Annotated in this window: 11 protein-coding genes and 2 pseudogenes; 6 read left to right on the plus strand and 7 right to left on the minus strand. The window is 59.5% G+C overall.

Annotation, left to right across the window (positions count from 1 at the left end; translation table 11 throughout):
• Window positions 1–164, plus strand: a pseudogene (locus AAC035_RS10690) (adenylate cyclase); the annotation flags it as partial.
• Here the strand turns inward: AAC035_RS10690 and queF are convergent.
• The 5 genes from queF to AAC035_RS10715 form a co-directional block, all read right to left on the minus strand.
• A complete protein-coding gene (queF, locus tag AAC035_RS10695; RefSeq protein WP_339803709.1) occupies window positions 165–986 on the minus strand; it encodes an NADPH-dependent 7-cyano-7-deazaguanine reductase QueF in 822 nt (273 codons plus the stop codon). It lies immediately after the preceding pseudogene.
• A 55-nt stretch (window positions 987–1,041) separates the two neighbouring features.
• Window positions 1,042–1,815: an ABC transporter permease gene (locus tag AAC035_RS10700; protein WP_339803712.1), complete on the minus strand. Its 774-nt coding sequence runs from the start codon at window positions 1,813–1,815 to the stop codon at window positions 1,042–1,044.
• Window positions 1,812–2,780: an ABC transporter ATP-binding protein gene (locus AAC035_RS10705; RefSeq protein ID WP_339803715.1), complete on the minus strand. Its 969-nt coding sequence runs from the start codon at window positions 2,778–2,780 to the stop codon at window positions 1,812–1,814. Before AAC035_RS10705 ends, AAC035_RS10700 begins: the two co-directional genes overlap by 4 nt.
• Window positions 2,781–2,965: 185 nt before the next feature.
• Window positions 2,966–4,276 carry an HD domain-containing phosphohydrolase gene (locus AAC035_RS10710; protein WP_339803718.1) on the minus strand — a complete coding sequence of 437 codons (1,311 nt, stop codon included), beginning with the start codon at window positions 4,274–4,276 and terminating at the stop codon, window positions 2,966–2,968.
• A 178-nt stretch (window positions 4,277–4,454) separates the two neighbouring features.
• Window positions 4,455–4,733, minus strand: a complete 279-nt coding sequence (locus tag AAC035_RS10715) for a PilZ domain-containing protein (RefSeq protein WP_339803721.1) — start codon at window positions 4,731–4,733, stop codon at window positions 4,455–4,457.
• Between the two features lie 290 nt (window positions 4,734–5,023).
• On the opposite strand from AAC035_RS10715, the gene AAC035_RS10720 reads away from it, so the two are divergent.
• Entirely contained in the window at window positions 5,024–6,040 is a 1,017-nt protein-coding gene (locus tag AAC035_RS10720; protein WP_339803724.1) for a Fe(3+) ABC transporter substrate-binding protein, read from the plus strand.
• An 88-nt stretch (window positions 6,041–6,128) separates the two neighbouring features.
• Window positions 6,129–7,783, plus strand: a pseudogene (locus AAC035_RS10725) (iron ABC transporter permease).
• Between the two features lie 15 nt (window positions 7,784–7,798).
• On the opposite strand, the gene AAC035_RS10730 reads toward AAC035_RS10725, so the two are convergent.
• Both AAC035_RS10730 and AAC035_RS10735 read right to left on the minus strand, forming a co-directional pair.
• Window positions 7,799–8,296 (minus strand): YiiD C-terminal domain-containing protein, encoded by a 498-nt coding sequence (locus AAC035_RS10730; RefSeq protein WP_339803726.1) that lies wholly within the window; start codon window positions 8,294–8,296, stop codon window positions 7,799–7,801.
• A gap of 118 nt (window positions 8,297–8,414) precedes the next feature.
• Window positions 8,415–10,082: an AMP-binding protein gene (locus AAC035_RS10735; RefSeq protein WP_339803729.1), complete on the minus strand. Its 1,668-nt coding sequence runs from the start codon at window positions 10,080–10,082 to the stop codon at window positions 8,415–8,417.
• Window positions 10,083–10,387: 305 nt separating this feature from the next.
• Between AAC035_RS10735 and AAC035_RS10740 the strand changes: the two genes are divergently transcribed.
• From AAC035_RS10740 to AAC035_RS10750, 3 genes are all read left to right on the plus strand, one after another.
• A complete protein-coding gene (locus AAC035_RS10740; RefSeq protein WP_339803734.1) occupies window positions 10,388–11,353 on the plus strand; it encodes an ABC transporter substrate-binding protein in 966 nt (321 codons plus the stop codon).
• A 66-nt stretch (window positions 11,354–11,419) separates the two neighbouring features.
• Entirely contained in the window at window positions 11,420–12,322 is a 903-nt protein-coding gene (locus tag AAC035_RS10745; RefSeq protein ID WP_339803737.1) for an ABC transporter permease, read from the plus strand.
• A gap of 9 nt (window positions 12,323–12,331) precedes the next feature.
• A complete protein-coding gene (locus AAC035_RS10750) occupies window positions 12,332–13,126 on the plus strand; it encodes an ABC transporter ATP-binding protein (RefSeq protein ID WP_339803740.1) in 795 nt (264 codons plus the stop codon).
• The last annotated feature ends 110 nt before the right edge of the window (window positions 13,127–13,236 follow it).

Here is a 13,236-nt window from a genome sequence, read left to right on the forward strand (position 1 = left end):
TGGATTTCCGCCGGGACCTGGGGCCTAACCGCAGCTTCCTGGAGCATGAGCACAGCGGCTTTGCCATGTATCTGGACTCCGGGAAGATCTGCGAGAAAGAGCGCCAGGTGATTCTGAACGCCCTCGAAGACGCCGCCGACCGGTTGCGTACTGACGAGCAATAACTACTGCCTGACCAGTCTCACCCTTGGCGCACTGCCGGCACTGGTGCTGCGCCAGGGATTGATATCCAGGCCGCCGCGGCGGGTGTAGCGGGCGCAGACGGTCAGTTCCTCAAAGCCGAAGCGACTCATCAGGTCGGTAAATACCGTCTCGACACAATGCTCGTGGAAGTCCTGCTTCTGGCGAAACCCCACCACGTAGGCCAGCAGTGCGCTGCGGTCGATGCGCGGCCCGGTATACTCGATCAGCAGTGAGCCCCAGTCCGGCTGGCCGGTCACCGGGCAGTTGCTTTTCAGAAGATGGGAACATAGCTTCTCACTGACGATCTCATCCCCCGCCAGCTTCAGCAGCTCCGGATCGTATTCGTACCCCACCTGCTCCACCGGCTCGTCATCTATCAGCACGAAGCCCTCGGGGCGACCGGCGGTGGCCATGCTGCGGTTGATATCAAACAGCTCCACCGTCACGCTGGCGCCGCAGGCACTGGACAGATCCTGGATAATGACCTCCCGCACCTGCTCAACGGATGAGTAGGTCTCCTGGTTCAGGGAGTTCAGATACAACTTCAGGGATTTGGACTCGATCAGCTGTGGCGAGGCCGCCGGCAGCCGGAATTCCGCCCAGGCCACCGCCGGCACACCGGACGGGCGCAGCCAGGACAGCTCCCAGGCCTGCCAGATATCCTCGCCAAACCAGGGCCAGCGGCCATCCTGTAACCCGATACGCTGGCGATTCTCCTCCCTCGCCACCGGAAACAACAGCTCCGGGGCGTAACGGTCGGGGTAGTCACTGGACTTTCCCAGCGGAGCGTTGTTCAGAGCCATGGAAACCTCAGCTGGCAGATCATCGAATCAGAACGGGATCGGGTTACAACCACCATCAGTGGCGAATGCCCTTGCCCCGCTGCAACATACGCAGGGCAATGGTCGACAGGATCGCGATAAACATCACCACCATGCCCAGGGCGATAAACACGTTCACGTCTGAAACCCCGAGAATGCCATAGCGGAACGCATTCACCATATACAGGATCGGATTGATCAACGACACGCCTTGCCAGAAGCCGGGCAGCATGTCGATGGAATAAAACACCCCACCAAGATAGGTCAGTGGCGTCAGAATAAAGGTCGGCACAATGGAGATATCATCGAACTTGGTGGCCAGCATGGCGTTGATAAAGCCCCCGAGCGCAAACAGTGCGGACGTCAGAATCACCGTCAGGATCATCACCGGCAGGTTGTGGATTTCCAGCCGGGTGAAGGCCAGGGACAGCAGCGTGACGATAAACCCGACCCCGAGACCGCGGCCCATGCCACCGGCCACATAGCCCGCCAGAATCACCCAGTTCGGCACCGGCGACACCAGTAGCTCTTCAATACTGCGCTGGAACTTCATGCTGAAGAAGGAGGACACCACATTGGCGTAGGAACTGGTGATCACCGACATCATGATCAGCCCCGGCACAATGAACGACATATAGTCGAAGCCGCCCATGGAGCCGATGCGGGAGCCGATCAGGTTGCCAAATATAATGAAGTACAGCGTCATGGTGACCGCTGGCGGCAACAGGGTTTGCGGCCAGATCCGGGTAAAACGGCGGATTTCCCGCAGCACAATGGTGAGGAATGCCGTCAGAATGGCAGAGGGGCTCATTTGGCAGCCTCCTGTGGGCGGGCATTGTCTTCCACCATGCGAATGAACAACTCCTCCAGCCGGTTGGATTTGGTTCTCATGCTCAGCACCCGGATGCCCTGCTGGTCCAGCTGCGCAAAGACATTGTTCAGGCTGTCGCCCTTTTTGACCTCCACCTCCAGTGCCCCTTCGTCGTCCAGCCGGACTTCAAATCCCTCCAGGTCCGGGACGGTGGTCAGCGACTGCTCGGTATCCATAACAAAGGTTTCAACGTGGAGCTGGGTGAGCAGGTCCTTCTTGCTGGTGTGCCGCAGAATTTCGCCATGGTCGATAATGGCGATATTGCGGCAAAGGGCTTCCGCCTCTTCCAGATAATGAGTGGTGAGAATAATGGTGGTGCCGTTGCGGTTCATTTCTTCCAGAAAGGTCCACATGGATCGCCGCAGCTCGATGTCCACACCGGCTGTCGGTTCGTCCAGGATCAGCAGTTTCGGTTCATGGACCAGTGCCCGGGCAATCATCAAGCGCCGCTTCATGCCACCGGAGAGCATCCGGGCAGGCTCGTTCCGCTTGTCCCACAGCCCCAGCTGACGCAGAAAACGTTCGGCCGATTTCTTTGCCTGACGCAGCGGCAGGCCGTAATAGCCAGCCTGGGTGGTGACTATATCCAGTACTTTTTCAAACTGGTTGAAATTGAATTCCTGGGGCACCACGCCGAGGTTGAGCTTGGCCTGAGCCAGGTGGGTGTCAATATCATGGCCAAACACCTTCACCTTGCCCGCAGACTTGTTCACCAGGGAACAGACAATACCCAGGGTGGTGGACTTGCCGGCGCCATTCGGCCCCAGCAGTGCAAAGAAATCCCCTTCCCTGACCTTCAGGTCAATGCCTTTGAGTGCCTCGAACCCACTGCCGTAGGTTTTACGAAGCCCTTCAATTTCCAGTGCATAGCGCGGCGATGCGCCCGGTACAGCTACTGTGGTCATAAACGGATCCGGGGGTTGATTGTCTGAGTGACAACTGGCCATAGGCGACGAGCCAGAGAAAGCGCTATATCTTGCGGCAAATACCGGAAATTTCAAGGCGAACCTTCACTACAAACCAGAACGCCCGTCAGTGGTTGCTGGCGGGCGTCGGGAAATACGGAGGTTTGATAACAGCAGATCGGTCTTCAGGCGCCCATCAGCTGACGGAGTTTCCAGCGGGATTCCGCACCGGTGACATCAAAATGGGCCGGATTGAGGCCTTCTGTGCCATGGGGCAGACAGCCCTCAACCCGCAGGGCGCTGTCGTTGTTACGGCCTTCATTGAACGTGGCCAGATTGATCATCCGGGCGGTGCGTAACGGATTCTGGTCGCGGTCGGTCATCAGCATGACCCTTGGCATCAGACGGCGCTTGGGCGAATGGGACACCACCACGCCGCGCTGGCCATTGGTAAGCTGAATCAGAGTACCAATAGGGTAGATACCCACAGACTGGATGAACTTCTCGACCAGGTCTTCCTGGAATTCGATGTTGCGCACCTCGAACAGCTGGCTGACTGCCTGTGCCGGCGACAGCGGCAGATAGCCTTCCCGGGGCGCGATCAGCGATTCGTAATAATCCACCAACCCGGCAATCTTGGCTAGCAACGGAATACGGTCTCCGCGCACACCGGCCGGGAACCCGGAACCGTTATGACGCTCGCGGTGGCCCCGAACCACGGCAACCGTGCCGCGGGAAACGCCCGCCGCTTCCAGCCGGCTGGCGCCCAGCTCTACGTAGGTCCTGAACACCCGGAACTGCTGCGCATCGAGCTGACGCTCATTCTGGGTCAGCTCCGGGGGCAGCTCGGCTTTGCCCACGTGGGACAGCAGGCAGCCCATGGCCAGCTGTTGCAGCAGGGGTTCTTCGAGGCCCAGGAATCTGCCGAAGACCAGTGCCCAAACCGAGGTTTTAAGGGAATGGCGGTAGGTATGATCATCCGTATCACGGACCCTGGCCAGCCATAACAGGGCGTCCGGATTGCGAATGACACTGGCGGTCATGCGCCGCGCCACTTCGGAAACCGGCCGCAGGTCGGGCACGGTTTCCTGATTGAGCTGGCTGGCCACTTTCTGGATGGCGGTTTCAGCGTGCACCAGCAGATCGCGACTGGCCTTCAGTTCACGGCGAAGGGAGTGGGTTGTCTCGTGAACCACCGGGTTGCGGATCTGAACCGGTGGCAACTGCAGCGACTCCTGGTGAAGCTCCTGCCTGCGGGCAGCACGACGGGCAAACGACGGTGCGCCGGATTTTTCATACTCGCCGGCGTCCCGGTTTTCCGCCACATCCACCATCACCCAGCGGCAATGGGAGGCCAGGGCACGGACTTCGTCCTGATTGCGAATGTAAAAACCCTGAATCGGAAAAGGCGTTACATGCCACGGTCGATCAAGATCCGAGACAAACATCCCCACTTCCAGGTCCTGCACCGACACCTTCTTCTGGGAAACACCCACAGTCCACCTCTGGCCTGATTTCAGCCCTGAACGATTTTTGACAACGTCCATTGTTGCCGGCCCCCTCTCAAGGTTCCATAACAGTGTTGTTCAAATGTGATACCAAACCACCACATTTTGTTACGCGTATTGTCGATCTGCAACACTTCGTAATACCGTGACAAAGCTCACATTCTGATCAGGAATCGAACTCTTCACCAAAACGAAGGCCATATCCGTCGAGGGTTTTGCGAACCACCACCATTTCCAGTTCCGGCGCCGGAATCGGTAATCCCTGTACCTGGACAATCACCCGGTCGCCCATGGCCGGTTCGAAATCCCCTTCTGCCACAATGAAGATACCGCCATCAGAGATATCCCGGGTGGCAAAGATGCGTTTGCCAAACTGCTCATGAGTGACACTGACTTTCGCGTTCAACGCTGTTCTCAGGTGTTCTCGCCGCTCGTTGTTTTTCATGGTGACCGGGGTTCCGCTTTTTTGTCGGGTCCGGCAAACGTCCGGACCGCGGTTTATGGGGTATGTTTGTGCGCCAAGTGCTTGATAACCGGTAATGAGAGCATAGCATTCTTTGCCCGGAATGCCTGACCACTGCCTCACGAAAACTTGCGGCATTTCCGGCCCCTGTCGACCACCACCATCACCGGCTACTGTCATATTTCTTTAAAGATGGAACAGTTGACAGGATCCAGGCTTTAAATGAGAATGGTTTGTGTTATCTGCCTTATTACTATCTTCAGGAACCTACTATGCGTCTCAAGATTGCTGCTGCCCTGACTGCCCTGACCGTTTCGATGGCCCCCTTCGCTGCCAATGCCAGTGGTGAGGTCAATATCTACTCATACCGTCAGGCATTCCTGCTGGATCCGCTGCTTAGTGCATTCACTGAAGAAACCGGGATCCGCACCAACGTGGTCTTCTCCAAGACCGGCCTCGCCGAACGCCTCGACCGGGAAGGACGCAACAGTCCCGCCGATCTGGTCATGACCGTGGATATCTCCCGCGCTATCGAACTGGTTGAAAAGGATCTGGTAGAGAGCCTGGACAACGCTGAACTGGAAAAGAACATTCCCGAAAATCTCCGCCATCCGGACGGCAAGTGGTTTGCCCTGACCACCCGTGGCCGGATGATTTTCACCTCCCTTGACCGTGTTGAAGAGGGTGCCATCACTACTTACGAAGAACTGGCCGACCCGCAATGGCAAGGGCGTATCTGCACCCGCAGTGGCAAACACGTTTACAACGTTGCCCTGGTTTCCTCGATGATCGCTCACCATGGTGAAGCCAGAACGGAAGAATGGCTGGAAGGACTCAAGAACAATCTGGCCCGTCGCCCGCAAGGTGGTGACCGCGACCAGCTGAGTGCCGTTGCCGACGGCGTGTGTGATGTGGCACTGGTTAACAGCTACTATTATGGCGTCATGCTGCAGGACGACAGCACTCGTGGTGTCGCGGAACAGGTACGCATTGTCTTTCCGAACCATGAAGACCGCGGTACCCACATCAACATCAGTGGTGTGGCTTTGACCAGAAGCGCGCCCAACCGTGACAACGCCATCAAGCTGATGGAGTTCCTGTCCAGCCCGAAGGCGCAGCAAATATACGCCGAAGCCAACTCCGAATATCCCGCCAACCCGGCGGTTGCACCCACCGGCCTGGTGGCTGAATGGGGCACCCTGAACCCGGATTCGCTGTCGCTGCAGGAAGTGGCCAATAACCGCAACGCAGCCGTCCGCATGCTGGATCGGGTAGACTACGACAACTGAGCCAGCGCAGGGTTCTGAACGGCGCCGTCGTTGCAGTGATGCCGGCGGCCCGTTAAACTCCCGGACTTTCCGAACCAGCAGGAACCCCATGAGCCAGGCCGTCGTCGAGGAAATTGTCACCCCCTCCCCGCTGATGCCGCGACGAACTTCCAGGCGCTGGCTGGTGTCGGCCTTCCTGACCACGGCCATAGTCGCGTTGCCGGTACTCTCGGTACTTGTCCTTGCGTTCTTTCCGGATGAAAACATCTGGCCACATCTGTTCAGTACCACCCTGCCCCGTTATGTCGAGACCACCCTGTGGCTGATGATCGGCGTCAGCGTGATTACCCTCTCGACAGGACTGTCCACCGCCTGGGCGGTTACCATGTGCGAATTCCCGGGCCGCCGCTTTTTCGAGTGGGCGCTGTTGCTGCCATTTGCAGTACCGGCCTATGTCATCGCCTATGTGTACACCGACCTGCTGCAGTACACCGGCCCGATCCAGACCATCTTGCGGGAGTGGTTTGGCTGGCAGTCTGCAAGCGACTACTGGTTCCCGGAAATCCGCAGCCTGGGCGGAGCCATTATCATGCTGGGACTGGTGCTCTATCCCTATGTTTACCTGTTGGCCCGGGCTGCCTTCCTCGACCAGTCACCCTCACTGTTTTCGGTCAGCCGCAGCCTGGGCCACTCCGCCCTCAGCACCTTTTTCCGGGTGGTATTACCCATTGCCCGGCCCGCCATAGCCGTTGGTCTTTCGCTGGTGCTGATGGAGACCCTGAATGACTTTGGCACGGTGGATTATTTTGCAGTACAGACACTGACCGCAGGACTTTTCGATACCTGGATGAACCTGGGCAATATCGGCGGTGCGGCCCAGATTGCCATGGTGATGCTCACCTTTGTGGTCATACTGGTGACCCTGGAGCGTTATTCCCGCCGGCGCCAGCAACAGTATGCGGCCCGGGACAACCGCGAGCCGATGCAGCGCTTCACCATGAGCAAACCACGCCAGTGGATCTGCGTGGTGGTGTGTGCCACCCCCATCATTCTTGGTTTTCTGGTGCCGGCACTGGTGCTGGGTGACTACGCCATTAACTATTTTGGCGAAAGCTGGACGGCGGATTTCGTCCGCAACGCCCTCAACAGCCTGTTTCTTTCCAGCACCGCCGCCTTTACCACCCTGGTGATCGGACTGACTTTAGCCTATAGCCGGCGACTCCATGACACCCCGGGCATGCGGGCCATGATGCGGTACTGGCGGTGGGGGTCATCATTCCCCTGGCCGCTTTCGATAATCAGGTGGACAGTCTGATGCGTGACTGGTTTGGTATCAGCACCGGGTTGCTGCTGAGCGGCACCTCGGTGGCGCTGATCTTCGCCTACACGGTGCGGTTCCTGGCGGTCTCTGCGGGCAGTATCGAAAGCGGGCTGCAGAAGATCACGCCCAGCATGGACATGGCCTCCCGCTCTCTGGGCAGAACCACCACCGCCACCCTGCTGAGTGTTCACCTGCCCATGCTTCGGGGCACCATGCTGACCGCCGCCCTGGTGGTGTTCGTGGATTGCATGAAGGAGCTGCCGGCGACGCTGATTCTGAGGCCCTTCAATTTCGACACCCTGGCCACCTATGTGTACCAGTATGCCTCGGATGAAATGCTGGCCCAGAGTGCCCTGCCAGCACTGGTTATTGTGCTGGCCGGCATTGTTCCGATCATTCTGATGAGCCGTTCCATCGGCAGTGCCCGGTCCTATAGCCAGTAACCCGGAGCTTGAAGCTCAGGCTTCCGCTTTGCCGGTGGGCTTCAACTGCACCACGAACCGTCCTTCAAACACTGCCACCGGCTCCTGTGCCGGAGCCAGATCCGGCGTGCCGCAATAGACCCGGGCAGTCAGTGCCAGCCGGCCCCTGCCGCTGCGCCGGACGGTTTTAAGAAATCGGGCCACCTCGGCCTCCTCCGGAAGCCGGCACAGCGCAAACAGCCCGTCCTCTGCCGGCTTCAGGTAATCCATCGCCCCCTGCTGCACCACCACATGGCCGGCAATGCCATTATCTTCAGTCATCAGTTCCACCAGCCCCCAGGCCGCCACTACCGCAATGGAATAGACGCTGCCGCCAAAGCCCGTGCCCTGATGATTACTGTTGGGGGCCAGCGGCGCGCTGACCAGCAGAGCCTGACCATCGTAATCGCACAACTCGATGGCCATGGCCCCGGTTAGCGGAATCACGTCATGAATGCGCTGCTCAAAGGCCGCAAGCCGTGGGGAAGTTGCCATGAGTACCTCGGGGAATCGGTGAATAGGGTTCTATAAAAAAGACGACCGGCACCGGGTACCGATCGTCTTCGGGATTGCCGCTGAAACCACAAGGTTTCAGTGGCCGGTTACGGGGAGCTTACTCCCAGATAACACTCTTGCCTGCTTCATACCAGCCCTCCACCTTGGCACGGGTGGCATCTTCCACCACATTGCGCTTCAGTTTCATGGTCGGCGTCAGGAAGTCGTTCTCGATAGCCCAGGGCTCCTTGATGACCACCATGAAGCGCAGGTGCTCGTGGGGATCCAGGGTCTGGTTGACCTGCTTCATCAGATCGACAAAATCTTTCTCGAGCTTTTCGCGAACCGCAGGATCGTCGCGATGAGCCTGGGCACTTTCCGACAGCATCACCAGACAGAACGGCTGTACCTGGTTTTCACCGGAGACACAGACCATCTCGATGTGGTCGTCCCGCATCAGCTTGTTCTCGATGGGTGCCGGCGCCACGTACTTGCCCTTGGAGGTCTTGAAGATCTCCTTGAGACGGCCGGTCAGCTTCAGGCGGCCCAGCTCGTCGATCTCGCCGATATCACCGGTACGCAGGAAGCCGTCTTCGGTAAAGGCCTCGCGAGTTTTCTGCTCGTCCTTGTAGTAGCCCATCATGGTAGCCGGACTCTTCACCAGCACCTCGCCGTTGTCGGCAATCCTGCACTCGACCCCCGGCAGGGCCTCGCCCACGTAACCGGTGCGGGCGCGGCCCGGCTGAGTGGTGTGGGAGTACGCAATGTTCTCGGACATGCCATAGCCTTCCAGCAGCTCAAGGCCCAGGTTGCGGTACCATTCCAGAATGTCATGGGACAAGGGCGCGGAACCACTGCCGGCGTAGCGCACATGCTGCAGACCCAGACCGGTAAGTATCTTCTTCTTGATCAGCCGGTTCAGCAGCGGAATCTTCAGCAGCTTGGCCAGTTTTTCCTTCGGCATCTTCTCGAACACGCCGTGCTGGAACTTGGTCCAGATCCGCGGTACCGCAATAAACAGGGTCGGCTGGGCCCGCTGCAGGTCATCCACGAAGGTGTCCAGCGAATCCGCGAAGAACAGATGGAAGCCCTTGTTCATGGAACCCAGCTCGCCCACATAACGTTCGAACACGTGGGCCAGCGGCAGGTACGACAGGTAACGATCGTTGGTGGTGATTTCCAGCCGGTCTGCGGCGCCGGTGGCGGCAAAGGCCAGGTTGGCGAAGCTCAGCATGACCCCTTTCGGGCGCCCGGTACTGCCGGAGGTATACACCACCGTGGCCATCTCCTGGGCGTCACGCTGGGTATTTTCTGCCAGTGGCGCGTTATTGGCGACAATGTCGTCCCAGGTTTCAAAGGTAGTGGGCGGGCTCAGCGGGTAGGAAATGCACCGGACACTTTCCGGTACCCCCGGCTTCATGGTCTCCCAGTCGTCTAGCTTGCCTACAAACAGCACCTGGATCTCGGCGTGTTCGATGATGTAGCTGACGGTATCGGCGTTCAGTGTCGGGTACAGCGGCACGGATACGTGTCCGGCCATCCAGATGGCCCAGTCGGACATGATCCAGTGGGCGCAGTTTTTGGAAACGATCCCGATCCGGCTCTTCTCGGGAAGGTTCAGGGATTTGAGATAAGTGGCCATCCGCCGGGCCTCACCCACCGCGCGGCGCCAGGTGAAATCCATGGTCTGACCGTTGCCTGTGGGCTGTGTCATGTAGACCGATTCGGCCCGGGCTGTTTCCCAGTGGTAAACCATTTCGAGCGGAAGTTTTTGTTGTGTGCTCATTTATCTTCCCGATGTCCTGTGATTGAACTGCGACCTGCAAGGCGACCGGCACATCGCATGATTGTTATTGTTGGCGCCAGCGTGAAGTTTCAGCACTGCGCTTCTGAAGACTATTTCATCACAGCCACATCCGTCAAAGTGTGATGCAAATAAAAGTGTCTGGTCTCAACCGTTTGTTCCGCCGCCTTTTTTGCCTGCAGTTGAGACAGGCTGCCCACCCCGTCCGGGAGCCACTGGCAAGCGGCACATTGCGGCAGCCTGTGATAAACTTGCGCTCCCTTTAATTTCGTAGATGAGAGCGCCTCATGTCCCTGAGATTCCTGCGACTGCTTGCCCCCCTGCTGCTGTTCCCCCTGGCCGGACTGGCTCAGGCTCAGGACACCCGCGTGGTAGCCATTACCCAGATTGTCGAACACCCGGCGCTGGACGCGGTTCACGAGGGTGTCAAAGACGAGCTGGCGGAACAGGGCTACGTGGTTGGCGAGAACCTGAAACTGATGTTCGAGACCGCCCAGGGCAACAGTGCCATCGCCAGCCAGATCGCCCGCAAGTTTGTGGGTGAGCAGCCGGACCTGATCGTGGCCATTGCCACCCCCTCGGCCCAGACTGTCGCCGCCGCAGCCCGTAACATTCCGGTGGTGTTCTCGGCTGTGACCGACCCGGTAGGTGCCCGCCTGGTACAAAGTCTGGAAGCCCCCGGCGCCAACATCACCGGCGTCACCGACATGCTGCCCCTGGAGCGCCACCTCGATATGCTGCAGCGGGTGATGCCGGACGCAAAACGGGTCGGCACCGTCTATAACCCCGGCGAGGCCAATGCTGTCGCTCTGGTGGAACTGCTGGAAGAAAGCCTGAAAGCCCGTGGCATGACCCTGGAGAAAGCCCCGGCGGTACGCACCTCTGACGTCCTGGGCGCCGCCCGCTCCCTGGTGGGCAAGGCCGATCTTATTTACCTGACCACTGACAACACCGTCATCAGCGCCGCTGAAGCAGTGATCTCCGTGGGCGAACGTTCAAAGATTCCGGTATTTGCCGCCGACACCGCCACCGTATCCCGCGGTGCCGTGGCGGCCCTGGGTTTTGACTATTACGACCTGGGCCGCCAGACCGGCGACATGGTGGTTCGCATACTGGAAGGTGCAGACCCGGCCACCATGGCGGTGGAACGGGTGGAGCAACTGGACCTGTTTGTGAACCCTGGCGCCGCGGAGAAAATGGGCATCACCCTGAGTGATGAACTTATCTCCGAAGCCAAACAAGTCATCCGCTGATTTCTCCGCTCCCTTCCGGCCCTTCTTCCGGAAGGGCCCGTTTGACCGCAACAGTGAAGCCTTACCATGCTCAGTGATATTGCCTTTTACGGCGCCATAGAAACCGGCCTGATCTACGGGCTGGTGGCCTTCGGCATTTACCTGTCGTTCCGCGTGCTGGATTTCCCTGACCTGACCGTTGATGGCAGTTTCCCGCTGGGTGCCGCCGTCGCCGCCATGCTGATTCTGGCGGGCTGGAATCCCTGGCTGGCCACCGGCGCTGCCATCATGGCCGGCATGTGTGCAGGAGCGGTGACCGCCCTGCTGAACGTCAAACTGAACATCCTGCACCTGCTGGCCTCCATCCTGACCATGATCGCGCTCTACTCCATCAACCTGCGTATCATGGGCCGGCCCAATGTGGCGCTGCTGTCTGAAACCACGGTGCTAACCCCCTGGTACGACCTGGGCCTGGCCTTTCACCTGGTGCCGGTGACGCTGTTCCTGATTGTAGTAGTGGTTGCCCTGCTCCTGCTGTGGCGCTTCATGAAATCCGAAGTAGGCCTGGCGATGCGGGCCACCGGCGCCAATCCCCGCATGGCCCGGGCCCAGGGTATTCACACCGGCGCCATGGTGGTGCTGGGTGTGGCTCTGTCCAACGGCCTGGTGGGTCTGGCCGGTGCACTGTTCGCCCAGAGCCAGGGCGCCGCCGACGTCACCATGGGTGTGGGCGTAATTGTGATCGGCCTGGCCTCCCTGATTGGCGGTGAAGCGGTGCTGACCCCCAGCACAGTGCTGCGGGCACTGATTGCCTGTGTGCTCGGCGCCATCATCTACCGGCTGGCCATTGCCTTCGCCCTGAACGCGGATGCCCTGGGCCTGCAGGCCCAGGACCTGAATCTGATCACCGCGGTGCTGGTAACCCTGGCCATCGTGCTGCCGGGCTTCCGCAACAACATTCGCGCCCGCTTTACCCGCGACAAGGCTTGAGGTGACCCCATGATTACTGCAGACAATCTCAAGCTGACCTTCGGTAAAGGCACCCCGCTGGAAAACCCGGCCCTGCGGGGCATGTCCCTGACTGTGGAACAGGGTGACTTCGTGACCGTGATCGGCAGCAACGGCGCCGGCAAATCCACGTTCCTGAACGCCCTGGCGGGCGAGGTGATGGTGGATGCCGGCTCCATCGTGGTGGACGGCCAGAACGTCACCCGCCTGCCCACCCACAAACGGGCACGGCAGGTGGCCCGGGTCTTCCAGGACCCGCTGGCCGGTACCTGCGAAGGACTGTCCATCGAGGAGAACCTGTCCCTGGCCATCAAACGGGGCCAGCGCCGGGGCCTGACCGCGGCAGTGAAATCCAGTTACATGGAGCGCTTCCGGGACAGTCTGTCCAAGCTGGGCCTGGGCCTGGAGAACCGGCTGGGGGATAAAATGGGCCTGCTCTCCGGCGGCCAGCGCCAGGCGGTCAGCCTGCTGATGGCGTCCCTCACCCCCTCCGCCATTCTGCTGCTGGACGAACACACCGCCGCCCTGGACCCGAAAACCGCCGCCTTCGTACTGGAGCTGACCCAGAACATCATCCGGGAGCAGCAACTGACCGCGCTGATGGTCACCCACAGCATGAAACAGGCGCTGGAGGTGGGCGACCGAACCGTGATGCTGCATCAGGGCCAGGTGGTGTTCGATATCGCCGGCGACGACCGCAAGGGGCTGGACGTGAAAGACCTGCTCAACCTGTTCGAACAGCAACGGGGCATCGAAGTCACCGATGACAGTCTGCTGCTGAGCTGATCACCGTTTCAGCGCTTTGATGGGAAAATAATCAGGGCTCGGACGGACTCGTGCCCTGAGTCACAAACCGTAACCTCTGCGAATTCCTACACCGGAAATAGTCAATATCG

It is taken from the genome of uncultured Marinobacter sp. (genome assembly GCF_963974375.1).
Taxonomy (GTDB): Bacteria; Pseudomonadota; Gammaproteobacteria; order Pseudomonadales; family Oleiphilaceae; genus Marinobacter.